Here is a 26,434-nt window from a genome sequence, read left to right as displayed (position 1 = left end):
CCCCGGCTCTTGTCGTTCGATCGCTCTCCTAGGAGAGCTCCCGCCACATGATGATGTCGTCCCGGTAGTCGTCATCCGCCATGCGCACGGCGCGGGGCAGACGACCGACCTCCGTGAAGCCGTGCCGCCGGTAGAAGGCGTCGGCTCCCGTACCCGAGCGAACCTTGAGGCTCAGCGCCTCGAGCTTCAACTGCTCTCGCGCGACTTCGTCGACCGCCGCAAGGAGCTTGCCACCGAGTCCGCCGCCCTGTCGGGAGGGATCGACCTGGACGTGGCGGATGGTCCGCCAGCCCTGTCGCGGCGGGCTGTCGTTTGATGTGAGAACACACCAAGCGACAATGGCGGCTCCTTCCTTTAGAGCGACCAGCGTGTCAGTCTGGTCGATCACTCGCGCGAGAATGGAAACGGTGTGAGGGCGAACCTCTTCGATGTTGACCGGCGGGACGAATCCGACGGAACCGCCGGCGTTCGTCACTCTCACCCAGAGATGGCTGAGTTCGTCAACGAGCGCGGCAGTCACCGGGGGATCCACGAGCACGGCGATGTCGCCGCCCGAAACGGGCGACGCCTCCGGCGTGGAGCTGTCAGTAACTGTTGCTTGCACGCCTTCCAGCTTGCCCTACCGACCCGCCTTGCCGACAGTCCCTTCCCGCCATATGGGCGCACGTCACTATCGGCCCCGAATCTCGCATTCTGTCGACGATTGCCCTGGTTCACGGAGTAAATGTCAGTCCACTATCGGGTGTCGACCCTGCGCCGCGCCGCGTAACCTCGTGGAAATCTGCCAAAAGGTCGATTCCGACTGTTTCCAGTATCGCATTCATGCGGTATTTTTCGATGGTGGCATCTGCGAGTACCCCCGGCCCGAATTCCAAGCCCGACCTGACGAGCCAGAGCCGACAGCACCCTCATCCGCGCGCGACAGGCGTGCGCCCGACCCTGCCCCCATTCGTGGATTGGCCCGCCTTTCCGTTCGAAGGCGACCTCCGCATCAAACCTTTGCAGGAACCGGTGGACGCCGAGCCGCCGCGCCGCGGCGACCGCCAAGAGCAGTGCGCCGCCTGCCACACCCCCGACTCCGCCTACCTCTGGTCCAACGAGCGGTGGCGGCTCAAGAGCCCGCCCGCGCCCAGCGGCCTGCCCGTCGTGGTGATCCTCGAGCCGCGCGCGCACCTCGACCTCGGCGACCTCTCGACGATGCACGCCGCTGAACTCGGCGTGCTGACCGTGCGATTGGAGCGGGCCATCCGGTCCCTCGAATCCGTCGCGCAGGTCCACGTGAACCGCTGGGGCGACGGCACCGCCCATCTCCAGCAGTGGTTCCTGGCCCGGCCCGCCGGCTACCTCCAACTGCGGGGCCCGTTCATGACGATGTGGGACGAGATCCTGCCGCCGGTCGAAGAGCACGAGTGGCAGATGAACCTCGAGTACATCGCCGCCTGGCTCACCGACGACTGACCGGCCCGGCGCGACGCTGCCCAGACGCCGATACGACTCGAGGGTGTCGATGTTTCACGTGAAACATCGACACCCTCGAGTCGTACGAGTGGCGGAACCCTAAGCGCGGGCGAGCGCCTGGCGGACCATCGTCGCCAACGTCTCGCCGAAGTCGAGACCGGCGGCCTCGATCGCCATGGGCAGCAAGGAGGTCTCGGTGGTGCCCGGGGCGACGTTCGCCTCCAGCACCTGGATGCCGCCGGCGTCGTCGACGATCATGTCGATGCGGGACATCGAGCCGAGGCCGAGCGTCTTGTGCACCTGGACGGCGAGTTCGGCCACGCGATCGGCGACCGGCTCGCTCATGGCCGCCGGGACCGTCCAGCGCGTCGCGCCGGGGTTGTACCGGGCGGCGTAGTCGTAGTCGCCGTGCAGCGGCGCGATCTCCACCGGCGGCAGGGCCGTGGGCCCGTCGCCGAGGTCGACGACGCCGACCGCGATGTCCCGGCCCTCGACGAAGGATTCGATGAGCGCCTCGTCGCTGTAGGAGAAGCAGCCCATCATCGCCGAGGGGAAGTCGTCCTCCTTGTGCACCGCGTGCACGCCGAGGCCTGAGCCGCCCGAGTTCGGCTTGACGACGAGCGGCAGGCATGTCCGAGAGCTCCAGCACCGCCTGCAGCGAGCCGTCCTCGCCGGGGGAGCCGTGCACGAGCGGCAGCACCGCGTCGGGCGGGAACTCCTGGAGCGCGGGCAGCAGCTCGCCGTCCAAGTCCCGGACGTCGCAGACGAAGCCCTGGCGCTGCAGGGCGTCGGCGGCCCGGCGGCCCGACTTCAGCGAGACGTCGTGCTCGTAGGACATGCCTCCGGCGAGGATGAGGACCCGGATGTCCGAGGCTGCGGCGCTCTCCTTCATGCGGCGCCTCCGGCGAAGGTGTCGCGCAGGTCGATGTCGCCGGCGACCACGCCCGCCAGGCGGCGCACGCCCTCGCGGATGGTCTCGGAGGTCTGGGTCGAGAAGTTCAAGCGCATCTCCCTGCGGCCGTTGCCGTCAGCATAGAATCCGGTGCCCGGGACGTAGGCGACGCGCTCCTGCAGCGCGCGCGGCAGCATCGCCTTCGAGTCGAGCCCTTCGGGGAGCGTGGCCCAGATGAACAGGCCGCCGCCCGGGACGGTCCAGGTCATGCCCTCGGGCATGTAGTCGCCGAGCGCGCCGAGCAGCGCGTCCCGGCGTTCCCGGTAGAGCGTGTTGAAGACCTTCACCTGCTGGCGCCACTCCATCTCGGTGAGGAAGCGGAGCGTGGCCTCCTGGGTGAGCCCGGAGGGGCACAGGATCGACGCCTCGATCGCCAGGAGCAGCTTGTCGCGCACGGCGGGCGGCGCGAGGACCCAGCCGAGGCGCAGGCCCGCGGCGAAGATCTTGGAGACGGTGCCGAGGTAGATGACGCCGCGCTCGGCGCGGGCGCGCAGCGGCGCGGGCGGGGCGCCCTCGAAGTTGATCATCGAGTACGGGTCGTCCTCGATGACGAGGAGGCCGTGCCGCTCGCAGATCGCGAGGATCTCCTCGCGGCGCTCCTCGGTGAGGGTGACGCCGGCGGGGTTCTGGTACGTCGGGATCGTGTACAGGAACTTCGCCTGGCGCCCTTCGCGTTCGAGCGCGGCGAGGCCCTCTTCGAGGCCGGCGGGGATGAGCCCGTCGTCGTCCATCGGCAGGTGCCGCACGTCGGCCTGCGCGGCCTGGAAGGCGCCGAGCGCGCCGACGTACGTGGGGCCCTCGGCGAGGACGATGTCGCCGGGGTCGAGGAAGGTGCGGGCGAGCAGGTCAAGGCCCTGCTGCGCGCCGGTGGTGAGGACGAGGTCGTCCGCTGAGGCGCGGATGCCCGAGAGCTCCAGGACGCCGCACAGCGCTTCGCGGAGCGCGACGCTGCCCTGGCCGGGGCAGTAGCCGAGGGCTTCGGCGCCGACCTGGGAGAGGAGGCGGGTGAACATCTCGCCGAGCTCGTCCATGGGGAGCGCGGCGGTGTACGGGTTGCCGCCGGCGAGCGAGACGACCTCGGGGCGGGAGGCGACCGAGAACAGTGCGCGGATCTCCGACTGTGCCATCCCGTGAACCCGGGATGCGTAGCGACCGGTGTAATCGTCGAGTGTTGTACCGGACACGCGGAGACCTCCTCTGATGGTCCTCGTCGCCCGCGATCCGTGGTCGCGGGTCGGTGCGGCGGTGCCGTCCAAAGGCTCTCGTCGAACGCAGGGCTCGGACGGCGCGGCTCGCGCGGGATCTCGTACTGACACGTCCGGCCGCGGCCCGCGGTTGACCCGAAGCCGAAACGGTGTTCTGACCAGGCTACGACACCTGACGTGCGATCGGACAACTCTACTAGCACAAGGAGCGAAGGCCGCGCGTGTTTTCCGTCATGTGGACGGGCGGTCGACGTAGGGTGGACGGGTGCATCGGCGCATGGTCAACCTCACTCTCGACTCCTTGGAAGACCTTCCGGGGCGTTGCCGGGCCTGCGTGTTCTGGGAGCTCTCACCCCTGTGCGCGGAGGCCGCCCGCGACGTGGGCGAACCCGCCCTCGAGAAGGAGGCGTGGCTCTCGCACACGCTGCTCGAATGGGGCGGGTGCGGCCGGATCGCCTACGAGGGCGACGAGGTCGCCGGATACGTCACCTACGCCTCGCCGAAGTTCGTGCCCCGCTCCATGGAGTTCCCCTCAGGGCCGGTCTCGCCGGACGCGGCGCTGCTCATGACGGCGTTCGTGAACCCGACCTACGCGGGCACGGGCCTGGGGCGGCAGTTGGTGCAGACCGTGGCGGCCGACGTGGCGCGGCGGGGGATCTACGCGATCGAGACGTTCGGCGACGCGAAGGGCGAGGCGCGCGCCTGCCTGGTGCCGGCGGACTTCTACCGTTCGGTGGGGTTCAAGACGGTCCGGCAGGACCCGCGCTACCCGCGGCTGCGCCTGGAGCTGCGCTCGGCGCTCGACCGGAGCGTGGAGGCCGAGGAGTCATCGGTGTTCAACGACTCGGTGGAGTGGTTCAAACTCGACGACCTCGAACTCGAGCAGTTCTTCGGCGAGCCGACCACCGGCGGCCACTCGCGCACCGATCGCCCTGGGCCGCAACGCGGCGGCGAACTCTTCGACTGAGCCGCTGCGAACTGAGCCGCTGCGGACTGAGTCACTCACGGACTGAGCTGCTCACGCGCAGGAACTCCAGGGGGTCTGCCCCTTGGCGGGCAAGGCTTCTCGTGGCCAAAAGGTGAAACGGGATTTTTCCGATATGTCCGCCCGGGGGACCCGGCCTCGGCGAAGCTTGCGAGCCGTACATCTGTCGAGTTCTAAAACTATCGCCTGGGTATGACGAGAATCGGGGGACGGAACCGCAGTTCCATCCCCCGATCGGTGAAGCAGTGTTCGCGTTCCTACTGGCCCAGGAACTTGCGGATGGCGGCCTTGGGCTGGGCGCCGATGAGCTGCTGGGCGGGCTTGCCGTCCTTGAACAGGATCATCGTCGGGACGCTCATGACCTGGTACTCGCGGGTGATCTCCGGGTTCGCGTCCGTGTCGAGCTTGCGGATCACGAAGTCGTCGGTCTCCGCGGCCAGCTCCTCGAGCACCGGGGCGACCTTCTTGCAAGGCCCGCACCATTCGGCCCAGAAGTCGACGAGGACCGGCTTGTCGGACTCCAGCACCTCGGCCTGGAACTCGGCCTGGCCGTTGACTGCTTTGATGGCGCCCATGGGCATCCTCCTGTGTGTATGAACGAGCGGTGGGTCAGCTGATCTGCGCGGTGCGGTGCTCGAGCGCCGCGATGTAGCGCTCGGCGTCGAGCGCTGCCGCGCAACCGGTGCCGGCGGCCGTGACCGCCTGCTGGTAGGTGTGGTCGACGAGGTCGCCGGCGGCGAACACGCCATCGAGGTTCGTGCGGGTCGAGGGCGCGGCCACCTTCACGTAGCCGGACTCGTCGAGCTCCACCTGGCCCTTGAACAGCTCCGAGCGGGGGTCGTGGCCGATCGCGATGAACAGGCCCGTTGCGGGCAGCTCGCGCGTCGAGCCGTCGACGGTGTCGACGAGCTCGACGCTCGAGACCTTGCCGTCGGTGCCCTTGATCTCCTTGACCGCGGAGTTCCAGGCGACCTCGATCTTCGGGTTCGCGAGGGCGCGCTCCGACATGACCTTCGAGGCGCGGAACTCGTCGCGGCGGTGCACGATGGTGACCTTCGCGGCGAACTTGGTGAGGAACGTGGCCTCCTCCATCGCCGTGTCGCCGCCGCCGACCACCGCGATGTGCTGGTCGCGGAAGAAGAAGCCGTCGCAGGTGGCGCACGCGGAGACGCCGCGGCCCATGAGCTCGTTCTCGCCGGGCACGTTGAGCGGGCGGAACGCCGAGCCGGTCGCGAGGATCACGGCCTTCGCCTGGAACTCGTCGTCGCCGACCCACACCTTCTTGATGTCGCCGGTGAGGTCGACGCGGGTGACGTCGTCCGAGACGAGCTCGGCGCCGAAGCGCTCGGCCTGCTTGCGCCAGGAGTCCATGAGCTCGGGGCCCATGATGCCCTCGGGGAAGCCCGGGAAGTTCTCGACCTCGGTCGTCTGCATGAGGGCGCCGCCGAACTGGAAGCCCTCGAACACGAGCGGGTTCATGTTGGCCCGGGCGGTGTACAGCGCGGCGGTGTAGCCGGCGGGGCCCGAGCCGATGATGATGACTTCGCGGATTTCGCTCACCGGGTTCGCTCCTGTGATGGTTCGGCGCTCCAGGGACGGCTCCCTGAACTGACAGCTTCAACGTCATCTTATTGACCCGAAATTCCGCCCCCGGGAGCTGTGGCGGGCTTGTGACAGGCGAATATCCCGATGGTGGGCAACCTCACCCGTCCGCCGGCCGCGAACAGGGAAGCCCGGCGGCCCGAAACGGGCCCAGCGTCAGGGCGGCTCGGTCAAGGCGGCTCGGTCAGGGCTGCTCGGCGAGCGGTTCGATGACGCCGTCGGCGCAGGCGGGGGTGAGTGCGACGGCGAAGTCGCCGTCGTCGCCGGTCATGAGCGCCATGATCGCCGGCTCCGAGTCGTATCGGGCGAAGTCGACCGCGACGAGCAGGCCCTGGTACTGGGCCGCGATGGCCTCCTGGCAGTTGCGCCAGAAGTCGCCGCCGGCGGCCAGGCCGGCCAGTTCGGACGGGACCTCGCCGGAGGCGCTGCCGTCGCCGAGCCCGCGCAGGACCGCGATCAGGTCGGTGCCCGCCTCGTAGTCGCTGCCGGTGGCGAACGTCTCGATCCCGGCGAGGCCCTCGACCGTGGTCTCGTCGTCGCCGGACTCGTCCTGGTTCTCCTCGGTCGCGTCGCCCGGGAGCGGCGACGCCTCGGTCGCGCCGGGCGGCTGCCCGCCGTCGTCCCGCTGGCTGTCGCCTTCGGCGTAGAGGTCGGCGCTCGCGCCCGCCTCCTGGTCCGCGCCGCTCGTCAACTGGATCGCGGTCGCGACCCCGCCGACGGTGACCAGCACGGCCATCGAGACGCTCGCGATCGCGTACCGGACCCGCTTGGGGCGCAAGCGCTCCGACATGCGCTCGCTCCAACCCGCGAACGCGCTCCGGCGTTCGGCGGCGGGCAGCGTGTGCGCCGGCGGGAGGGTCGCGAGGACGCGGTCGAGGCGGTCCCCGACCTGCTCGGGAAGGTCGCCGTAGTCGCTGGAGGCCTCCCGCAGCATGCGGCCGACCTCGGCCTCGCTCGGGCGTTGCGGGCTCATCGGCTCCCCTCCCCTCTGCCGTCCTCGAAGGCGCTCGTCCGGTACGTCGCTCCTGGTTCGACGCCCTGCTGCGGCGGCGGGTTCCCCGCGGCCGCCCCCGGCGGCGTGGGATCGCCCACGCCGCTCAAGGCACTGTGACCGACACTGTGGTCCACGGCCGGGTCGAACTCGGGCAGCCGCGCCGCGAGGCGCTTGCGCGCCCGCGACGCCCGCGACTTCACCGTGCCGGGGCGCACCTTGAGGATCGCCGCGACCTCCTCGACCGGGTAGCCGAGCATGTCGACGTAGACGAGCACCGCCCGCTGGTCGAACGGCAGCTCCGCGAGCGCCCGGTGCACGCTGAGGCGCATCGCGGCCTGCGAAGGGTCCGTTGCCGAGTCGAGTGTCGGCAGTGCAAGCGCGTCGTCGTCGGCGAGCGGCACGGTCGGGCGCCGCCCCGAAGCGCGGATACGGTCGAGGCAGGCGTTGACGACGATGCGGTGCAGCCACGTCGTCACCGCCGAGCCGCCCCGGAACGTCCCCGCGCCCTGGTAGGCCTTGATCATCGCGTCCTGCACCGCTTCGGCGGCGTCCTCCGGGTCGCCGAGCGTGCGCACCGCGACGGCCCACAGCCGCCCGCGGTGGCGCCGGAACAGCTCCCCGAACGCCTCCCGCTCGCCGCCCACATGGCGGGCCAGCAGCTCGGCGTCGGTCGCGCCTTCCAGAGCCGGACCCGGGCCGTGCGGGAGGGGAGCGGGCATCGGCGGTCGCGCTACCGGGCGAAGACGTTGATGTCGCTGATGGTGAGCTTGTAGCCGTCGGAGACCGGCGGCAGCTCGGTCACCCACACGACGATGAAGCGGGTCGCCTCGCCGTCGGTCTTCAGCTCGATGTTCGTGTCCGCGTCCTCGACCTGGTCGGCCAGGACGGTGAAGCCGTCCACGATCGCCTGGTCGCCGTCGCTCGAGTCGCCCGGGTCCTCGTCGCCGCCCAGCAGGCCCACGGTGGCGCCGGCGCTGGTCATCTGGACCCGCACGGACGACACCTCCCGGGCCTCGCCGAGGTCGATGAGGATGCCCATGCCCGGCTTCAGGTTCCCGAAGTTCGGGTCGCCGCGGTAGGTGTTCGTGGTCCAGCCGGTGGAGGCGTTGTCGTCGATGACGTTCTCGACGCCCTCGTTCTGGTTCCGGTCCCCCTCCGGCGGGTCGACCACGCGCACCGAGTCGGCGGTGAGCTCGACCTCGGTCGGCGCGGCCGTGTCCGTGGTCTCGCCTTCGGAGTCGGACGTGTCCGCCCCGGTGTCCTCGCCGGTGACCTGGTCCTCGGCCCCGGCGGGGTCGTCGCCGCCGCCGAAGACGATGGCGCTGGTGACCACGCCCGCGAAGATGACCGCGGCGATGACGGCCGCGACGACCGCGAGCCGCTTCATCCCGACGGGAGGCGAGTCGGCGGAAACGCCGCCGGAGAGGCGGCGGCCCAGGCTGATCGCGCCCAGCACGCTCGTGGGCGCGGCCGACTCGGCGGCGGCCGGCTCGGCCCCGCCGGTCTCGGCGAGGCGGCGCAGCTCGACCGCGAGCTCGGCCGCGGAAGGCGGCGTCTGCGAGTGGTCGAGGAGGTCCGCGGTGAGCTTCGTGAGCGCGCCGGGGAGGCCGGGGACGACCTTGTCCGCGTCGAGGACGCGACCCCACTCGTCGTGGGCGGCGTCCGGGAGCCCGGTGTTCTCGGCGGGCACGACGCGCGGCCACGTCCCGGTCAGGCAGGCGTAGAGCGTCGCGCCGAGGGCCCGCACGTCTTCGACGGCGGTGTTGCCCGGCTCGTTGCGCGGCTCGGTGACCATCACGCGATCGTCCTCGGAGAGGAGGATCGTGCCCGGGTGGAGGTCGGCGTGGGTGACGCCGCCGTCGTGGAGGGCGGCGATCGCGTCCGCGACGGAGGCGACCAGCTCGAGGGCGTGCGCGCTCTCGAGGGTCTGGCGCTCCAGCACGCCGCGCAGGGACGAGCCGTTGACCCACTCGCGCACGACGTACGCGAAACGTCCTTCGTCGACGGCGTCGTACACGTCGACCATGGAGTCGACGTGCGCCCGGGAGGCGGCCACGGCGGCGGTCATGGTGGGGGCGGCGTCCTCGCCGCCAGGGGAGCGGAGCACGACCGCTACGGAGCGGTGGAGCAGGACGTCGACGCCCCGCCAGAGCTGGCGGTAGCCGTTCGCGCCTCCGACGTGCTCTTCGAGGCGGTACCGCTCGGCGAGCAGGTCGCCCACGGACGGCACTTCGGCGGTGGTCATGATGCGGGGTCCTCCCCTCTCAATGCGACCCCGCGAGGGGGTCCCGGCCGGGGCCGTTGTGGGCCGGTTCGGTCATGGTGCGGTCCAAGTGGCTCTGCGGGATCCGGCCAGAGTGCACGTATGGATCGTACTTGCCTCATCGTCGCAGCTTTGCGCGCACCGTTGCCTGGAGCGACGCCGTCTCAGTGACGCGCAATACCAGACAGGCCGCGAAGTACACGCCCAGCAGGACCAGTCCGAGCACGATGGACGCCGCGAATTGCCCCAGTTTGGCCATGCCGCCGTCGACCGGGAGGTCCGGCCACAGCAGCCACCCGCCGTAGGCGACTCCGCCCGCGATCACGGCCGCTGTGGTGGTCCTCACCAGCCCGTTCATGGTCTTGCGCATCCCGAGCAGCCCGATCCGCCTGCGCAGCAGGCTCATCGAGAGCAGCAGGCTCACCAGGTAGGAGACGCCGTTCGCGGCGAACAGCCCCACCACGACCCACTCGGGGGGCAGGAACGCGAAGGCGAGGAGGTACCCGCCGATGCGGATCGCGATCACCGGGAGGTTGAACATCGCCACCGTGCGGGTGTCCGTCTGCGCGTAGAACGCGTAGATCTGCAGCTGGCTGATCGAGAACGGCAGCAGCACGATCCCGGCCATCGCCAGCACCTGGCCGGTCGCGAGGGCCTCCTCGGGGGCGTACGCGCCCCACTGGAAGATCATCAGGCCGATCGGCTCGTGCAGCGCGATGAACGCCGCCGCGATCGGCACCAGCAGGAACGAGGCCAGCCGGATGCCGTTCGAGAGGTGGTCGGCCAGTTCCGGCCAGTGCCGCCCGTCCGCCGCGCGGGTCATGCGCGGCATGAGCGCGGTGATGACCGAGACCGCGACGATCCCGTGCGCCATCATCATCATCAAGTAGGCGTTGTTGTAGACCGTGACGCCGGGCACGAACCCGGCCGCGTCGCCGAGCCGGTCCGGGTCGCTCGCGGCGTTGGCGACCTTGATGACGGCCATCACGGCGATCTGGTTGGCGGCCACGAACAGCAGCGTCCAGGCGGCCATCTGCCGGATCGTGCGCAGCGGCAGGGCCTTGAAGTCGAACCGCACCCGCCACCGGAAACCGGCCTTGCGCAGGAACGGGGCCAGGCACAGCACCTGGAGGACGACGCCCGCGGTGGTGCCCAGGCCGAGCAGCATGACCATGCCGTTCGTCACCTGGTCGGCGCTGACGAAGATGTCGCCGGAGGCGTCCGGCACCGCGTCGCGGGTGTAGATCACGTAGAACAGCGCGCCCACGGTGATGACGACGAGGTTGTTGAGGATCGGCACCCACATCGGGGCGCCGAAGTGCTCGCGGGAGTTGAGCACCCCGGAGAGGATCGCGAACAGCCCGTAGAACAGCAGGGCCGGCAGCATGTAATAGGAGAACTCGGTGACCAGGTCGTACTGGACCGGGCTCGCCATGAACCGGGCGATGAGGGGCGCGCACGCGGTGACGAGGACCGCGGCGGCGCCGAGGACGAGGGCGGCGAGGGTGAGGAGGCGCTGGGCGAAGGCGTCGCCGCCGTCGGGGTCGTTCTTGTGGGCCTTGACGAACAGCGGCAGGATGATGCTCGCGAACACGCCGCCGAGGACGAGCTCGTAGATCATCTGCGGGAAGTACTGCGCGGTCGTGTACGAGTTGCCGAGGAGCCCGGCGCCGATCGCGGCCGAGATGACGACGGTGCGGCCGAAGCCCGTCACGCGCGAGACGAGGGAGCCCGCGCCCATGAGGAGGCTGGAGCGGACCACGTTCTTGCCCTGGGGCGGCGCGGGCGCGGGGGCAGGGGCGGGCGTTCCGATGGGGGCGTAGCCGTTGCCGGTCTGGGGGCCGGGCGGGGGGTACGCGTTCGGAGGGGTTCCGTAGGGGTTGTTGCCTTGGGGGCCTCGGACGGGCCCAGACGGCGAGTGCCCGGGGCCCGGTCTCGCGCTAGGTTCGGCCATTCTCGCACTCTCCGCTAAGCTTGCCCGGCGATGTCTGACAACAGTAGCGGTAAGGAAATCACGGTCCCGCCCATAGCCGATGAACTGGGTCGGGTGTTCGCGGACGGCGGCTTCGAGCTGCATCTGGTCGGCGGCCCGGTCCGGGACGCCGTGCTGCGCCGGCGGGTGAGCGACCTCGATTTCACGACGGACGCGCGCCCGGAGTCGACCGAGGCGATCCTGCGGGCGAACTGCTCCACCGTGTGGACCACGGGCGCCGACTTCGGGACGATCGGCGGCCTCTTCCGCGGCGAGCAGGTCGAGGTGACCACCTTCCGCGCTGACGCGTACGACCGCGTGAGCCGCAATCCGATCGTGCAGTACGGGGACAACCTCGTCGACGACCTGGAGCGGCGCGACTTCACCGTGAACGCGATGGCCGTCTCCGTGCCCGGCCACGAGTTCACCGACCCCTTCGGCGGCCTCGCGGACATCGCGCGGCAGACGATCCGCACCCCCGCCTCGCCGGAGTCCTCGTTCGCGGACGACCCGCTGCGGATGCTCCGCGCCGCCCGCTTCGCCGCGCAGCTCGGGTTCGGGATCGACCCCGAGACCCTGGACGCGATGCGCCGCATGGCCCCCGAGCTCGGCCGGATCACCGCCGAGCGGATCAGGGACGAGTTCACGAAGCTGCTCATGGCGCCCGACCCGGTGGTGGGTCTGCGCCTCCTCGTCGACACGGGACTCGCGGAGCAGTTCCTGCCGGAGCTGCCCGCGCTGCGCATGGAGATCGACGAGCACGCCCAGCACAAGGACGTCTACGAGCATTCGCTGCAGGTGCTGCGCAACGCGATCGCGCTCGAGCAGGACGGCCCGGACCTCCTGCTGCGCCTCGCGGCGCTCCTGCACGACATCGGCAAGCCCGAGACCAAGGACGTCGTCCCCGGCGGCGGCGTCACCTTCCACCACCACGACGTGGCCGGGGCCCGCTTGGCGCGCAGACGCATGCGGGAGCTGAGGTTCCCGAAGGCGGACGTGCAGGCCGTCTCGCTCCTCATCAGCCTCCACCTGCGCTTCTACGGGTACGGCGAGGCGGGTTGGACGGATTCGGCCGTGCGCCGGTACGTCACGGACGCCGGGCCGCAGCTGGACCGGCTGCACCTGCTCGTCCGCTCCGACTGCACGACCCGCAACCGCCGCAAGGCCGAGCGGCTGCGCCGCGACTACGACGCGTTCGAAGAGCGGATCGCCCGGATCCGCGCCGAAGAGGACCTGCGCGCGGTGCGCCCGGACCTCGACGGCAACGCGATCATGGAGCTCCTGGGCCTCCCGCCCGGCCCTCAGGTGGGCCGGGCCTGGGCGTACCTCAAGGAGCTGCGGTTGGAGCGGGGTCCGATGCCGCGCGAGGAAGCGGAGTCGGAGCTGCGCGCCTGGGCCGCACGCGAAGGCCTCTGACCGAGTCCAGCCGCGGGAGCAGGATCTCCTGGACCACCAGGGCGCACATGACGGCGACCATGATCCAGCGTGATGCGGCGGCGGCGAGGAACAGGCCCTCGGCGATGCCGCGCCCTTCCTCCTCGGCCGAGACCTGCAGCATCTTGCCGTAGAACGCGAAGAAGTAGAACAGCTCGGCGGCCTGCCACAGCAGGAACGCGCCCCACTTCGGGCGGGCGAGGACCGCGAGCGGCAGGAGCCACAGCACGTACTGCTGCGACCAGACCTTGCCGAACAGCAGGAACGCGGCCACGACGAGGAAGCAGAGCTGCGCGAGGCGCGGCATGAGGTCGTCGGCGGTCGCGATCCCGCGCAGCCCGGGCGCGCCCGGCCGGCGGCCGGCGAAGAACCCGAGCAGCGCGATCCCGATGCAGGACAACGCGAACAGCACCAGGTACAGGTCGTTCACGTACTCGGAGTCCCAGAGCTTCTCCCAGCCGGTGATGCCGCGCAGCACGTACCAGCCGGTGCCCCAGTCGACGGGGCGTTCGGAGTTGAGCTCGAAGAACCGCATCCACGAGTCGGGCCAGAGGTACGCGACGGGCGCATTGATCAAGGCCCACACGACGGCGGCGGTCGCGGTGGTCTGGAGCGCGGGCAGGAGCTTGCGCTGGCGCAGGGCGAGCACGAGCAGCGGCCCGATGAACAGGAGCGCGTAGAACTTCGCCGCGACGGCGAGGCCGAGGAACAGCCCAGCTGCGATCGGGCGGCCGCGCTGCCAGTACAGGAAGAACGGCATCGAGAGGGCGATGGCGAACAGGTCCCAGTTCACGGTGGCCGTCACGAGCACGACCGGCGCGGCGGCGAGCATCATCGCGTCCCACGGCCGCGAGGGCCGGGAGTGGACGAGCGCGGGGTCCGGGTTCGGGCCGGGCAGGTCGGTGCGGCCGTTGTCCTGGCGGATGCGGTGGAGGATCGCGATGGCGGCCGCGCCGCAGATGAAGAGCACGATCGCGTTGAGGTGGTAGAAGATCGGGCCGCCGTCGACGCCGAGCACGTTGCCGGCGCGGTAGGCGATCTGCCCGAGGATCCCCATGAACCAGCCGGTCAGTACCGGGTATTCGACCGGGTGGTCGCGGTAGGGGACGGCGCCTTCGTTGAGGCGTTCGGCTCCCCAGAGCGCGCGGATGTCGGTGTAGCAGGCGTTCGTGTACTGGGACCAGTCGGTCCAGCCGCCGGCGGCGCACGGGTACTTCTGCAGCCAGTTGACGGCGAAGGCGATGAGTCCGGTGAGGAGGATGACGCGGACCGGCGTCCAGTAGCGGCGGCGCGGCGGATCCACGGCGTGGTCCCCGAAGGGCCCGCCGATGAGTCCGGAGGCGACGCGCGCGACGCGGTCGGTGAGGGTGGGGGCGACCGGGGGTTCCCCTGCGGGTCGAGCGCGCTCGCGGGAGGGCGGCGTGTCGGTCGGCTCAGATGAAGACGGCGGCATGGGCCCTATTGTGGCCCATGCCGCCGTCCTGGCGCTATCGGTGGTTCGCCGCGCTAACGCGGCTCAGCCATTGCCGTTCCCGTTGCCTCCGGGGTCCTGAGAGGTGGTCGTGCTCTCCTCCGGTGTCGTGGGCTCTTCGCAATCCGGCAGCGGCCAGGTCCCGCAGTTCTCCTCGCCGGTGGACTCGCCGTCGGTCGGATCGGAGGTCGGATCCTCGGTCGGCGTCACACCGTCCTCGGGAAGGGCCTCGCACTTCTCGCCGTCCCAGGTGCCGCCGCCGTCCTCGCAATCCTTCTTGTCCTGTTCGTCCTGCTGCCCGGCGCACAACTCGTTGTCGGCGTTGGCGGCGCAGAACTCACCGCCGTTGCGGGGCCCGCCGGCGGCTTCGATGTCCCACCAGGTCTTGTTGCCGCCCTCGACCTTGCCCTCCCAGGACTCCTTGTCCCAGTCGGTCGCCTCGAGGATCCCCTCCATGGTCTTGAACCAGACCGGGTAGGCGGTGTTGGAGCCGAAGACGTTGCTCCTGTCGCCGTCCGGGTCGGCGATCGGGTCGGATTCGGAGGTCACGTTGCCGACCCACGCGGCGATGGAGAGCTGCGGGATCGCGCCGACGTACCAGGCGTGGGCGTTCCAGGAGGACTCGCAGTCCTCGCAGCTCGCCTCCCAGGTTCCGGTCTTGCCGAAGTAGTCGCGGTCGAGCTTGTCGGTCGCGGACTCGCCGCCGATCTCCGAGCCGACCCACTGGAGGTCCCGGGCCACGCCCTTGTCGATCACCTGCTCGCCGAGGTTGAGCGGGTTGACCTCGGGGACCTCGTTGCCCTCGTTGTCGGTGACCTTGGCGACGAAGTGCGACTCGTTGTAGACGCCGTCGTTGGCGATCGTCGCGTAGACCGAGGCCATGTCGCGCACGCTCGTGGGGTACTGCCCGAACGCGATGTGGTTGTAGAACGGGTCGGTGCGGCCCTTGTCGCCGATGTCGCACGTCACCGGCTTGTTGTCCTCGGTCACGAGGAACTCGCCCTTGGTGTTCACGATCGGGTTGCAGTCGGAGTCGACCTGGACGGGCGCCATCGTGTCCCAGTTGCCGCTCGGGTCGGTCACCGGCTTGCCCTCGGCGTCGACGGCCGCGCCGTGCTGGGAGTAGGTGCCGTTGTCGTAGAACCGGTAGTTGACGCTCCGGCCGTCCCACTTCGTGCCGTCGGAGTCGTACAGCGTGCGGGCCTGGTTCATGACGCTCAGGCCCATCTTGTCCGCGTAGTCGAGGATCATGTCGGCGCCGTAGTGCTCGGCGATCCCGTACATGGGCGTGTTCTTCGATTCGCGCACCGCGTCGGTGAGCGTCAGCTCGAGGTCCTTCTGCTGGCTGCCGTTGCGCAGGGTGCAGTCCGGGTAGGTGCCGCCGCCGATGCAGGTCTCGGCCTCGTCGTCGGTGAGGCTGTCGAACTGCCGCGGCGAGTCCGCGTTGAACCAGGAGTTGATCGAGTCGCCCTGGTCGAGCGCGGTGGCGGCCGTGATCATCTTGAACGTCGAGGAGGACGGGTGCGGGGACTCGGGACCGGCCTTGTCGACGCCGAAGCCGTTGTCGCCGCCGTAGTAGCCGAGGATGTCGCCGGTCTCGGGATCGATGGCGACCATGGCCGTCATCATGTAGTCCTCGTAGTTCTTGAGGGCGGCGTCGTCGTTGTCGTTCTTGAAGTAGGAGTAGCCGTCCTCGTCCACGGCCGGCGCCGCCTGGTCCTCGGTCTCGACAGGATCGCCGTTGGCGTCGACCCAGTTGCCGTCGTCGTCCTTCTTCTTCACGATGGCGCCGCGCGAGCCCTTGGCGGCGAGCTGGTCCTGGATCGTCGGGTCGATGGTGAGGGTGACGGAGTAGCCGCCCTTGCCGTCGTCGCCGCCGTACAGGTCCGCCTTCGTCAGGCCGTACCGGCGCTCGAGTTCCTCGAAGACGTAGCCGTCCTGCTCGTTGATGATGAAGCCGACGTTCGTGTTGCCGCCCCACGAGCCGGCGGAGTTGAAGTCGTCCGTGGGGACGGGCAGCTTCTCGGCGTCCCGCTCCCCCTGGGAGAGGTAGCCCTCCTCGACCATGGCGTCCATGGAGTAGTCCCAGCGCGCCTGGGTCTTGTCGGGGTCGTAGACATCCTTGTAGTAAGGGTCGTAGGTGCCGTCGGGGGACTTGACCTGCATGACGATGTACGCGCACTCGCCCGGGGTGAGGTCGTCGAGGGTCTTGTTGAAGTACACCTTCGCGGCGGCCTCGATGCCGGTGGCGCCGCGGCCGTACCAGGCGAGGTTGAGGTAGGCGCTGATGATCTGGTCTTTGGTGTACTTGTTCTCGATCTTGATCGCCATGGCCGCTTCCTTGGCCTTGCGGTCGTAGGAGATCTCGTTGCGGATGTCCATGACCATGCCCGCGTACTGCTGGGTGATCGTCGAGGCGCCCTGCGTGTCGCCGCCGCTCAGGTTGTTCACGAGCGCGCGGGTGGTGCCCAGGACGTCGACGCCGTGGTGGTCGTAGAACTTGCGGTCCTCGGTCGCGACGAGGGCTTCCTTCACCTCGGGGGGGATCTCGCCGTCCTCGGCCTGGAGGCGCAGGGTCTCGCCGTACCCGCCCGCCTGGGTCCCGTCCGAGAAGTAGAAGCTCGACGACTCGCCGGCACGGGAGATGTCCCCGGGCTCCCCGACGTCGACGAAGAAGTAGGAGCCGACGACCGTGATGCCGGCGACCATGACGACGCCGAGGGCGATCATCGCGGCGAGCATCTTGCGGCCGAGGCGCTTGCGCTTCTTCTTGCCGCCTTCGCCTTCGATGTCGCCCTTGCTCCCCGGGCCCTTGCCGGCGCGGCGGGTGCCGGTGACGCTGGCGCGGCCGGTCCGCTCGCCGGGTGCGCCGGGACTGACCGGGCGGACCGAGGCGGAGCCGACGGACGCCGACCCCACGGACGCCGAACCGACGGAGGCGGATCCCACCGAGGCGGAGCCGACGCTGGCGCGGCCGGTGCGGCCCGGGCCTCCCACGGAGGCGCTGCCGGTGGCGCCGCCGACGGAGGCGGAACCGGTGGGCCGGCCCACCGAAGCGGAGCCGCGCCCGGGGGGCGGGGGCGGGATCGCGCCGCGGCCCACGGCCGCACTGCCCGAGGCGGGCGTGCCGTAAGGCTGCTGGCGGGGGCGCGGGGCCTGGCCGCCTTGGCCGCCCTGCTGCTGGCCGCCCCAGCCGTAATCGCTTTGGCGGTCCCCGGATCCGCCGCTGCCGTAGGCGCGGCCGTCCGGTCGTCCGCCTTGGCCCTGGGGCCTACCGTCCTCGGGGGGCGGGGCGGGACGATAACCGTAGTCGCTCATGCTCAACCATCCACGTGCTGTGTAACCCAGCCAAATTCCGGGTTTTGCCGGTCGGCCCGGTGCACCTGGCGCGCGGCTTCCCGAGGGGGGCGCGCCCGGCAGACCGGCGGTCGCAAAGGTCTACTCCCGGCATGGGGGTGGCCGGTCGTCTCGCAGTTTCGCACATCGAAATTGAGCGAACGCTGCTAGATCGCTTGGTGGGCCAGCCTATCGGATGGCAGCCCCTCTGAACAGGGCGCGGACGCGCGCCTTGACGTGATTTGCGCCTGCCGCTATGGTTAACCCTGATGTATCGAGCCGATACATCAAAGCGTTAGATCGCCGTGTGAGAGGAGGGGCGCGATGCTCGAGCTGGCCATTCTGGGACTCCTGCACGAAACCCCCATGCACGGCTATGAGCTGCGCAAACGCCTGCTTGCCCTCCTCGGGGCCATCCGGGCCGCGTTCAGCTACGGCTCGCTCTACCCCACCCTCAAGCGCATGCGTCAACGTGGACTCATCGCCGAGGAGACCCCACGAGAGGGTGCGGCAGAGACCCCGCTGCTCACCGGGCGCCGGGCCCGCAAGGTCTACCGGCTCACACCCGAAGGCAAAGAGCACTTCGCTCAGCTCATGGCCGACGCCGGCCCCGAATCGGCCGACGAGGCCTTGTTCGGGGTGCACTTCGCGTTCTTCTCCCGCACCGACCCGGCCACGCGCCTGCGGATCCTCGAGGCCCGCCGCCGCCGCGTCGAGGAGCGCCGCGAGCGCATCCGCGAGGCCCTCGCCCGCACCGCCGAGCGGCTCGACGCCTACGGGCTCGAGCTCCAGCGGCACGGGCTCGAGACCGCCGAGCGGGAGGTGCGGTGGCTCAACGAGCTCATCGCCTCCGAGGAGAGCCGCCGCCCCGAGCAGCGCAACGACTTCGGCGAGCCCTTCGCCGAACCGGGACGGCACCAGTCCGTCCTGGATCAGGGAACACCCGATCCGGCTGCGAGCGCCGGAGACCCAAATAAACAAGGCAAAGGAGGCATGCGCGATGGGTAAGCTGCGCGTAGCCATTGTCGGCGTGGGCAACTGCGCCAACTCGCTGGTCCAAGGCGTCGAGTACTACCGCGACGCCAAGCCCGAGGACCGGGTGCCCGGCCTCATGCACGTCCAGTTCGGCGACTACCACGTGAACGACATCGAGTTCGTCGCCGCGTTCGACGTCGACGCCAAGAAGGTCGGCCAGGACCTGGCCAGCGCGATCTTCGCCTCGGAGAACAACACCATCAAGTTCGCCGACGTGCCCCCCACCGGCGTGACGGTGCTGCGCGGCCCGACCCACGACGGCCTGGGCGAGTACTACACCGAGATGGTCACCGAGTCCTCCGAGGAAGCGGTCGACGTGGTCGCCGCGCTCAAGGCGGCGAAGACGGACGTCGTGGTCTGCTACCTGCCGGTGGGCAGCGAGAAGGCCGCGAAGTTCTACGCGCAGGCCGCGATCGACGCGGGCGCCGCGTTCGTGAACGCCCTTCCCGTGTTCATCGCCTCCGACCCCGAATGGGCCCAGAAGTTCACCGACGCGGGCATTCCGATCGTCGGCGACGACATCAAGTCGCAGGTCGGCGCCACCATCGTGCACCGCGTGCTGGCGAAGCTGTTCGAAGACCGCGGCGTGCGCCTCGACCGCACGTACCAGCTGAACTTCGGCGGCAACATGGACTTCATGAACATGCTCGAGCGCACCCGCCTCAAGAGCAAGAAGATCTCCAAGACGCAGGCCGTGACCTCGCAGATCCCGCACGAGATGCTCGGCGCGGACGTCCACATCGGCCCGTCGGACCACGTGCCGTGGCTGACCGACCGCAAGTGGGCGTACATCCGCCTGGAAGGCACCACCTTCGGCGACGTGCCGCTCAACGCCGAGCTCAAGCTCGAGGTGTGGGACTCGCCGAACTCCGCGGGCGTGATCATCGACGCCGTCCGCGCGGCGAAGATCGCCCTCGACCGCGGCCACGGCGGCCCGGTCGAATCGGCCTCCAGCTACTTCATGAAGTCGCCGGCCAAGCAGTTCTCGGACGAAGAGGCTCGCATCTCCGTCGAGAACTTCATCGCGGGCCTGTAGCGCCCGACGCCTTCCCGAGGGGGACCCCGGTTGCGAGCCCGGGCCGATTTCCGGCCCACCTGCTTGCAAAGAGGGGTCCCCCTTGGCTTTCACCGGAGTTATCCTCGGACAATGCGCACCGACGGCCACGTTCGGAACCTCGCGAGCAACCGCCGATTCAGGCACCTGCTGGCGGTGCGGCTGACGTCCCAGGGCGCCGACGGCATGTTCCAGGCCTCGCTGGCGCTCTCCGTCTTCTTCAACCCGGCCCTCGGCGAGGCCAACGACCCGTTCCGGTACGCGGCCGCCGTCGCGGTCCTCCTCGGCCCGTACTCCCTGCTCGGGCCCTATGTCGGCACGGTCCTCGACCGGTTCAGCCGCCGCAACCTCATCGGCGGCGCCAACCTCGTGCGCGCCGCCCTCATGATCGTCATCTGCCTGACCCTGCCCGGCGGTTTCAACTGGTCCTGGGTCCTGTGCGCGATGATCGTCCTGGCCGCCAACCGCTTCGTCCTCGCCGGCCTCGCCGCCGCCCACCCGCAGGTCGTCCCGGCCAAGGACCTCGTCACCGCGAACTCGCTCGCGTCCACGCTCGGCGCGCTCGCCTACGGGCTGGGCCTCGCGACCACCGGCATCGCGAAACTCCTCGACTCGGGCGTCTCCTACTCGATGCTCGCGCTGGCCGCCGGCTGCGGCTACCTCGCGTCCGCGTGCATCGTCGTCGCCTCGTTCCGCCGCCCCGACCTGGGCCCGCCCGCGGACGACAGCGCGCCGAGCGGCCTGTGGCGCGGCATCGCGCAGACGAGCTCGGGCATGTGGGAGGGGTTCAAGCACCTCGGCCGCCGCCGCGGCCCGGCCCTGGCCATGGCGGTGCAGGGGCTGCACCGGTTCCTGTACGGCATCGTGTTCATCATCGCGATCGCCCTGTTCATGGGCTTCTTCTGGGACGTCGAGTCCGATCAGACCACCATCATCTCGTGGCTGCTGGTCCTCGCGATCCTCGGCAACGTGGGCGTGCTCGCCGCCGCGATCGCGACCCCGCGCGCGACCCGCGTGTGGGGCCCGAAGAACTGGATCGTGGTGCTCATGGCGCTGTGCGCCGTCGTGGTCGCCGTGCTCTCCGGCACGATGGTGCCGGCCATGTTCGCCGTCGTGGTCCTCCTGGTGAACATCGCCTCCCAGGGCCTCAAGATCACAGTGGACACGAGTATCCAGCGGGGCGTCGAGGACGCCTACCGCGGCCGGGTCTTCAGCGTCAACGACACGATCTACAACGTCGGCTACCTCGCCGGGCTGTTCGCGGCCGCGTTCGTCGTCCCCGAGAACGGGTACGCGCCCGGCACGCTCGTCGGCGTGGCCCTCTCCTACGGTCTGATCTGCGTCGGATACGCCTACCTCGCGCGAGACGAGGCACCGTACGATTCACAGGCATGGAGCCCCGCCGCCACCGAAGCGAGACCGACGACGAGCCAGTAGCCTCCAATCCCTACCGCGGGACGGCTCCCTGGCAGCGCGAGGGCACCGGTAGCTGGAAGCGCGGACTCGCCGGACTCGGCGCGGTCGTCCTCACCGCCGGCTCGGTCGCCGCGGTCGCCTGGCTCGCCTTCCGCGACGAGGGCGGCACCGCCGCCGACGCGGGCGATGTGATCGCCGAGCAGTGCACCGTCACTGAAGCGGACGACGCCGGGAACGGCGCGGACCCGCTCGATCCGGGCGCCCCCGCCGAACGCTCCCTCGCCACCGTCCAGACCAACTACGGCGAGATCGTCGTGCTCCTGTGGGGCGACCTCGCGCCGTGCGGCGTCGAGGCCTTCACCCACCTCGCCGAGACCGCGTTCTACGCCTCGCACGAATGCGACCGGCTCACCACGCAGGCGGTCGACCCGACCGCGATCCTGCGCTGCGGCAGCCCCGGCCTCGCCGGCCCCTCTGAAGACGATGACGACACGTACGGCCCGGGCTGGCGCTTCCAGGCCGAGACCGGCATGGCCGGCAACGACGTGGCCGACGTGCTCGCCCTCATCACCGACGACAAGGGCCGCGCCGGCAGCGCCTTCGCGCTCATCCGCGGCGCGGCCGTCCCCACCGCGGGCGTCAGCGTCATCGGCGGCATCGTCGACGGCTACGAAGTGCTCGACCAGATCGCGGCCCTCACCGAGACTGTCGATTACGACGGTGCACCGCCCGTCGCGGTCGAGATCTGGGGCGTCACCATCAGCGAGGTCGGCGACATGGCGACCAGCCCCATCCAGAGCCAGTCCCCTGGGCTCCCAACGGGAACCGCGACCCCGCCGCTCGGCGCGACCACGCCCCCCGGAACCGCCACACCCACGGGAACCGCCACGCCCACAGGGACGGCGACGCCGACGGGCACCGCCAGCCCCACCGGGCGCTAGTCCTCGCCCTCTCCCTTACCGGAGCCGTTGCGCTTCGCGTACTTGTCCACGTACTCCTGGCCGGTCAACCGCCGGATCGCGTCCATCACCTCGTCGGTGACGGCACGGATCACCACCCGGTCGTTCTCCATGCCCTTGTACCGCGTGAAATCGAGCGGCTTGCCCACGCGCACGCCCACCGGCGCCACCCGCGGCCGCGACTCGCCGATCGGCAGCACCTTCTCCGTGCCGATCAGACCCACCGGGATCACCGGCGCGCCCGACGTGAGCGCCAACCGCGCCACCCCCGGCTTGCCCCGGTACAGCCGCCCGTCCGGCGAACGCGTGCCCTCCGGGAAGATCGCGAACACGCGGCCCTCCTCCAGCACCTCCAGCGACGGCTCCAGGGACGCGGCGCTCTTGCGCCCGCCCGAACGGTCCACCGCCACCTGGCCGAGCGCCTTCACCGTCGACGAGATCAGCTTGCCCTTCAGCCCCGCACCCGTGAAGTACTCGATCTTCGCCATCGTCGCGATGTGCCGCTTGGTGGTCAGACCCAGGAAGTAGTGGTCCGCAACGGAGAGGTGGTTGGACGCCAGGATGACCGGACCGTCCTCCGGGATGTTCTCTTTCCCGTCGATCCAAGGCCTGTAGATGAGCTTGATGGTCGGCGCGGCCGTCCATTGCAACGTCTTGTACAGCACCGTGTTCAGCTCTCCAGTGGTCTCACCCCGGCTGCGGGAAAACTCGGGTCGGGACCAATTATGGCTCGCGGAACGCACCGGGCGAAACCCTCGAGCCACTCTGGCCCCCGCCGCGGGACGCGGCCTGGCCCCGCCGGGAAGGCAGGCCCGAGTCTAAGGCATGTGACGGCCCTACAGGTACTGGCCGGGATGGTGGTCGCGATCGTCACCGCGCGCCGCCCGCTCGGCCATCACGGCCCGGAGCTGCGGCGGAAGGTCCTCACCCGCGGGCAGGGCCTTCAACTCGCCCGAACGCATCTGGTCCAACTGCAGGCGCGCCGCCATCTGCTGCGCCACCAGCGCCGCCTGGATGCCGTGGAACAGCCCCTCCAACCAGCCCACCAACTGCGCCTGCGCGATGCGCAGCTCCGCCTCGGTCGGGATCTCGTCCGCACTGAACGGCAAGGACAGACGCTCCAGCTCGTCCCGCAGCTCCGGCGCGAGACCGGACTCGAGCTCGGCGATGGAGCGGGCGTGGATGTCGCGCAGACGCTGGCGGCCCTTGTCGTCCAGGTCGGCCGCGCGGACCTCCTCGAGGAGCTGCTTGATCATCGAACCGACGCGCATGACCTTGGCCGGCTCGGGGACGAGCTTCGTCGGGTCGGACTCGTACCGGTCCCCGGCGTCCGCCTCAGCCTCGGCGGTGATCGGGTTGCCCTCGGCGTCGACGATGAACGGCTGCTCGTCCGACTCGCGCTCGCCCTGCTCCGGCTTGCTGTTCGCTTCAGTCATGGTCGATGTGGCCCCACTCGTCTCGATACTGTCCGGTTCCTCTTCCCGAGCCTAACGCGGAAGGATCACGGGGTGTTCCCGCTCGCGCCGGGCGTGGAAAGCGAAAGGCCCGGAGGTCGAAACCTCCGGGCCCTGTCGGTGCGCGAGGGGGGACTTGAACCCCCACGTCCTTACGGACACTGGCACCTGAAGCCAGCGCGTCTGCCATTCCGCCACTCGCGCGAGTGTCAGTACTTGCGACGGAACGATACTATCCTGCGCCTACTCCAGGCCACCACCGGGTATTGCCCCGTTTGAGTCCCAGGCCACTACAGCAGCGGACGCAGACGCCCGACGGCCTGATCGCCGCCGTGCACCTCCGGCCAGGTGAGCGCGTCGACCTCGGGCTTGGCGTCCGCGGGGATCACCATCCCGGCGATCGTGGTGAGCGCGCGCAGCGCGACGGGCGTCGAGGCCCGGCCCGCGCCGTCGTCGATCTTGACGGCCACCGCGCCGATACCGGGCGCCGCGACCACATGGACGCCTTCGGCGCCGCCCTTGGCGAGCAGACCCGGCAGGGCGGTCATCATGCGGTGATCGGGGCCGCGCGTGCCGTCGATCAGCTTCGGGTTGGTGCGCATGGCATCCGCGACCTTCCGCTCGTTCGAGCCCGCGGGGGCCTCGACGAGCCGGGCGAACGCGCGGGCGAGCCCGGCGAGGGTCACGGCCAGCACGGGCGCCCCGCAGCCGTCCACGCCGACGGCCTGCACGGTGTCGCCGGTGAGCTCTTCGACGGTGGCGATCACGAGCCGCTGGAACGGGTGCTCGGGGTCGCGGTAGGTCGCGAGGTCCCAGTCGTTCGCGGCGCAGGCCGCGAGCATCCCGGCGTGCTTGCCGGAGCAGTTCATGTAGACGCGGCGGGGTTCGCCGCCGGCGGCGATCACGGCGTTGCGGGCGTCGGGGTCGCTCGGCAGGTCGGCCGGGCACTGCAGCCGGTCCTCGCCGAGCCCGGCGCCACCGAGCACGGACGCGACCTGCGCGAGGTGGAACGGCTCGCCGCGGTGGCTCGCCGAGGCGATCGCGAGATCGGCCTCGGTGCCGGGCGCCCAGCCGGCGCGGAGCATCGCGAGCGCCTGCATGGGTTTGTTGGAGGAACGGGGGAAGACCGGGGAACCGGTGTCGCCGATCGAGGCGAGGAGGTTCCCCGACGGGTCGGTCACGGCGACGCTGCCCCGGTGGAGGCTCTCGGCGAAGCCGGACCGGACGATCTCGGCGACGGGTTCGCCGCCGCGGTAGGAAGCACTCATACCGCGAGGCTAACCGCAGTGTCACTGGCGCGCTGCCTGATCGCCCACGATGAGACGCGCGTCAGTGTCGTCGGCGACGTTCCGCTTCACCAGTGCGAGCGCGATCTGGCCCAGCTCGTAGTGCTGCACGGCGGTGCCGATCACGCCGACCTGCTTGTCGCCCAGCATGATCGGGGTGCCCGAGGCGGGCGGCTGCTCGGTCGTCCCGTCGAGGTGGAGCATGACGAGGCGGCGCGGCGGCTGCCCCAGGTGGTGCACCTTCGCGACGGTCTCCTGGCCGCGGTAGCAGCCCTTGTTGAAGTGCACGGCGCGCTCGAGCCAGTGCGGGACCTCGTGCGGCACGGTCTTCTCGTCGGTGTCGATCCCGAAGGCGGGCAAGGCGGCAGCGACGCGGAGGGCGTTCCAGGCCCAGGTCCCGGCGAGCGCCTTCTCCCGGGGGTCCTCCCCGGCAAAGTCCTCGGCGAGCTTCTCGCTGCGCATGAGCACGTCGTGGGTGGGCACGCCGAGCGCGTCGGTGCGGCGGCTCCAGCCTTCGACTCCGTCGGCGTGGGCCGCACCGGGGTAGACCGCGGTCGGCACCGGCAGGAGGTCCCGCTGGACGAACTTGGCGGGCGGCACGGACTGCACCTGCGGGGCCTCGTCCTTCAGATCGCCGCCGGTGGTCCAGGTGACCAGCGCCCATGCGCCGGAGACGTCGTCGATCTCGACCTCGGTGCGGAACTTCATGAGCTGCAAGTACTTCAGCAGGGCTTCGCCGTCGCCGGACTCGGTGTCGAGCCAGGTGGTCTCGCCGTCGTCGTAGACGTTCATGTGGTGCTCGACGCGGCCGGTGGGGGAGAGGACGAGCGCCTCGGTGCCATGGTGCGGCTTGAGGCTCGTCAGGTGCTGGGTGGTGAGCGAGTGCAGCCAGGTCAGCCGCTCGGGCCCGCTGACGGTGATGACGTCGCGGTCGGAGCGGTCGAAGACCGCGCCGGTCTCCATCGCCTTGCGCTGTTCGGTGAGCGGACCGCCGTAGTGCCAGGCGGTGCGCCCGCCGCTCTCGGGGGCGACGGCGCCGGGCAGGGAGAGGAGCGGCGAGGTGGCGGCTGTGTCGTTCAACGGCGTGGTCATGCGTCCTTCTCCAGGCATTCGGCGCAGGTCCCGAACACGGCGACGTGGCCGATGTCCATGACGAACCCGCATTTGTCGGCGACTTCCTCCCGCGCGTTCGCGAACAGGGAGGGGTCGACCTCGGTGATCCGGCCGCAGCGGTGGCACACCAGGTGCGCGTGGCCGCGGTCGCCCGACAGATGGTACGTCGGGGCGCCGTGGGAGAGGTGGGTGTGCGAGACGAGCTGGAGCTCTTCGAGCAGGTCGAGGGTGCGGTAGACAGTGGTGATGTTCACGCCTTCGACCTGGCCGCGGATGCGCTCGTGGATCTGCTCGGGGGTCGCGTGTCCGAGCGCGCGGACGGCTTCCAGGACGAGCTGGCGCTGTGCGGTCATGCGCAGGCCCTTCGCGCGCAGCACCCCCGCCAGTTCGGTCTCGGCCTCGGCTTCGGTGGGCATAGGTGCATCGTACTGCGCTGGCGGAGCAA

At 70.2% G+C, this 26,434-nt stretch carries 22 protein-coding genes, 1 tRNA gene and 1 pseudogene; 7 read left to right on the top strand and 17 right to left on the bottom strand.

Features of this window, described 5'->3' with window-relative positions; all coding sequences use genetic code 11:
- Positions 1-28: 28 nt before the first annotated feature.
- Positions 29-604 carry a GNAT family N-acetyltransferase gene (locus O2L01_RS23610; protein WP_270124506.1) on the bottom strand — a complete coding sequence of 192 codons (576 nt, stop codon included), beginning with the start codon at positions 602-604 and terminating at the stop codon, positions 29-31.
- A gap of 347 nt (positions 605-951) precedes the next feature.
- Here O2L01_RS23610 and O2L01_RS23605 point away from each other — a divergent pair, with 347 nt between their 5' ends.
- Positions 952-1,458, top strand: a complete 507-nt coding sequence (locus tag O2L01_RS23605) for a hypothetical protein (protein ID WP_270124505.1) — start codon at positions 952-954, stop codon at positions 1,456-1,458.
- Between the two features lie 99 nt (positions 1,459-1,557).
- On the opposite strand, the pseudogene O2L01_RS25820 reads toward O2L01_RS23605, so the two are convergent.
- Together O2L01_RS25820 and O2L01_RS23595 are read right to left on the bottom strand one after the other, a co-directional pair.
- Positions 1,558-2,350: pseudogene (locus O2L01_RS25820) on the bottom strand (D-alanine--D-alanine ligase family protein).
- The gene (locus tag O2L01_RS23595; RefSeq protein WP_344469251.1) at positions 2,347-3,594 is read right to left on the bottom strand and encodes an aminotransferase-like domain-containing protein; all 1,248 of its coding nucleotides are present in this window, start codon (positions 3,592-3,594) and stop codon (positions 2,347-2,349) included. Before O2L01_RS23595 ends, O2L01_RS25820 begins: the two are co-directional and overlap by 4 nt.
- A 286-nt stretch (positions 3,595-3,880) precedes the next feature.
- Between O2L01_RS23595 and O2L01_RS23590 the strand changes: the two genes are divergently transcribed.
- The gene (locus O2L01_RS23590) at positions 3,881-4,582 is read left to right on the top strand and encodes a GNAT family N-acetyltransferase (protein ID WP_344469253.1); all 702 of its coding nucleotides are present in this window, start codon (positions 3,881-3,883) and stop codon (positions 4,580-4,582) included.
- A gap of 275 nt (positions 4,583-4,857) precedes the next feature.
- Here the strand turns inward: O2L01_RS23590 and trxA are convergent, their stop codons facing one another.
- The 6 genes from trxA to murJ all read right to left on the bottom strand — a co-directional run bounded on the left by trxA (position 4,858) and on the right by murJ (position 11,413).
- Positions 4,858-5,175, bottom strand: coding sequence for a thioredoxin (gene trxA / locus O2L01_RS23585; RefSeq protein ID WP_205324616.1), 318 nt, complete (start codon positions 5,173-5,175; stop codon positions 4,858-4,860).
- Positions 5,176-5,209: 34 nt separating this feature from the next.
- Complete coding sequence (trxB, locus tag O2L01_RS23580; protein WP_270124501.1) at positions 5,210-6,160, bottom strand: thioredoxin-disulfide reductase; 951 nt, start codon at positions 6,158-6,160, stop codon at positions 5,210-5,212.
- A gap of 226 nt (positions 6,161-6,386) precedes the next feature.
- Complete coding sequence (locus O2L01_RS23575; protein ID WP_270124500.1) at positions 6,387-7,175, bottom strand: hypothetical protein; 789 nt, start codon at positions 7,173-7,175, stop codon at positions 6,387-6,389.
- On the bottom strand, positions 7,172-7,915 hold the full coding sequence (gene sigM, locus O2L01_RS23570; protein ID WP_270124499.1) for an RNA polymerase sigma factor SigM: 744 nt from the start codon (positions 7,913-7,915) through the stop codon (positions 7,172-7,174). Before sigM ends, O2L01_RS23575 begins: the two co-directional genes overlap by 4 nt.
- Before the next feature lie 11 nt (positions 7,916-7,926).
- The gene (locus O2L01_RS23565) at positions 7,927-9,441 is read right to left on the bottom strand and encodes a protein kinase family protein (RefSeq protein ID WP_270124498.1); all 1,515 of its coding nucleotides are present in this window, start codon (positions 9,439-9,441) and stop codon (positions 7,927-7,929) included.
- 136 nt (positions 9,442-9,577) lie between these two features.
- Positions 9,578-11,413: a murein biosynthesis integral membrane protein MurJ gene (gene murJ / locus O2L01_RS23560; RefSeq protein ID WP_270124497.1), complete on the bottom strand. Its 1,836-nt coding sequence runs from the start codon at positions 11,411-11,413 to the stop codon at positions 9,578-9,580.
- Between the two features lie 30 nt (positions 11,414-11,443).
- Between murJ and O2L01_RS23555 the strand changes: the two genes are divergently transcribed.
- Positions 11,444-12,847: a CCA tRNA nucleotidyltransferase gene (locus tag O2L01_RS23555; protein ID WP_270124496.1), complete on the top strand. Its 1,404-nt coding sequence runs from the start codon at positions 11,444-11,446 to the stop codon at positions 12,845-12,847.
- On the opposite strand, the gene O2L01_RS23550 is transcribed toward O2L01_RS23555, so the two are convergent.
- Both O2L01_RS23550 and O2L01_RS23545 read right to left on the bottom strand, forming a co-directional pair.
- Positions 12,759-14,318: a glycosyltransferase family 87 protein gene (locus O2L01_RS23550; protein ID WP_270124494.1), complete on the bottom strand. Its 1,560-nt coding sequence runs from the start codon at positions 14,316-14,318 to the stop codon at positions 12,759-12,761. The genes O2L01_RS23555 and O2L01_RS23550 overlap by 89 nt on opposite strands.
- A gap of 63 nt (positions 14,319-14,381) precedes the next feature.
- On the bottom strand, positions 14,382-17,654 hold the full coding sequence (locus tag O2L01_RS23545) for a transglycosylase domain-containing protein (RefSeq protein WP_270124493.1): 3,273 nt from the start codon (positions 17,652-17,654) through the stop codon (positions 14,382-14,384).
- Positions 17,655-17,996: 342 nt separating this feature from the next.
- On the opposite strand from O2L01_RS23545, the gene O2L01_RS23540 reads away from it, so the two are divergent.
- The 4 genes from O2L01_RS23540 to O2L01_RS23525 all read left to right on the top strand — a co-directional run bounded on the left by O2L01_RS23540 (position 17,997) and on the right by O2L01_RS23525 (position 22,118).
- Complete coding sequence (locus O2L01_RS23540; RefSeq protein ID WP_270124492.1) at positions 17,997-18,680, top strand: PadR family transcriptional regulator; 684 nt, start codon at positions 17,997-17,999, stop codon at positions 18,678-18,680.
- On the top strand, positions 18,673-19,743 hold the full coding sequence (locus tag O2L01_RS23535) for an inositol-3-phosphate synthase (RefSeq protein WP_270124491.1): 1,071 nt from the start codon (positions 18,673-18,675) through the stop codon (positions 19,741-19,743). Before O2L01_RS23540 ends, O2L01_RS23535 begins: the two co-directional genes overlap by 8 nt.
- Before the next feature lie 111 nt (positions 19,744-19,854).
- On the top strand, positions 19,855-21,198 hold the full coding sequence (locus O2L01_RS23530) for an MFS transporter (RefSeq protein ID WP_270124490.1): 1,344 nt from the start codon (positions 19,855-19,857) through the stop codon (positions 21,196-21,198).
- Positions 21,153-22,118: a peptidylprolyl isomerase gene (locus O2L01_RS23525; protein WP_270124489.1), complete on the top strand. Its 966-nt coding sequence runs from the start codon at positions 21,153-21,155 to the stop codon at positions 22,116-22,118. Before O2L01_RS23530 ends, O2L01_RS23525 begins: the two co-directional genes overlap by 46 nt.
- Here O2L01_RS23525 and O2L01_RS23520 read toward each other — a convergent pair.
- The 6 genes from O2L01_RS23520 to O2L01_RS23495 all read right to left on the bottom strand — a co-directional run bounded on the left by O2L01_RS23520 (position 22,115) and on the right by O2L01_RS23495 (position 26,405).
- Positions 22,115-22,801, bottom strand: a complete 687-nt coding sequence (locus O2L01_RS23520; RefSeq protein ID WP_270124488.1) for a lysophospholipid acyltransferase family protein — start codon at positions 22,799-22,801, stop codon at positions 22,115-22,117. The genes O2L01_RS23525 and O2L01_RS23520 overlap by 4 nt on opposite strands.
- 171 nt (positions 22,802-22,972) lie before the next feature.
- Entirely contained in the window at positions 22,973-23,572 is a 600-nt protein-coding gene (locus tag O2L01_RS23515; protein ID WP_270124487.1) for a bacterial proteasome activator family protein, read from the bottom strand.
- A gap of 139 nt (positions 23,573-23,711) precedes the next feature.
- Positions 23,712-23,794, bottom strand: a tRNA-Leu gene (locus tag O2L01_RS23510).
- 86 nt (positions 23,795-23,880) lie between these two features.
- Entirely contained in the window at positions 23,881-24,858 is a 978-nt protein-coding gene (locus tag O2L01_RS23505; RefSeq protein WP_270124486.1) for an asparaginase, read from the bottom strand.
- 21 nt (positions 24,859-24,879) lie between these two features.
- The gene (gene ygfZ, locus O2L01_RS23500; RefSeq protein WP_270124485.1) at positions 24,880-25,968 is read right to left on the bottom strand and encodes a CAF17-like 4Fe-4S cluster assembly/insertion protein YgfZ; all 1,089 of its coding nucleotides are present in this window, start codon (positions 25,966-25,968) and stop codon (positions 24,880-24,882) included.
- Positions 25,965-26,405, bottom strand: a complete 441-nt coding sequence (locus tag O2L01_RS23495; protein WP_270124484.1) for a Fur family transcriptional regulator — start codon at positions 26,403-26,405, stop codon at positions 25,965-25,967. The genes ygfZ and O2L01_RS23495 overlap by 4 nt, the downstream gene beginning before the upstream one ends.
- Positions 26,406-26,434 lie beyond the last annotated feature (29 nt).

It is taken from the genome of Glycomyces lechevalierae, from assembly GCF_027622945.1.
GTDB lineage: Bacteria > Actinomycetota > Actinomycetes > Mycobacteriales > Micromonosporaceae > Glycomyces > Glycomyces rutgersensis.
Note: the sequence above shows the minus strand (reverse complement) of the source record. Positions and strands in the feature narration are given on the sequence as shown.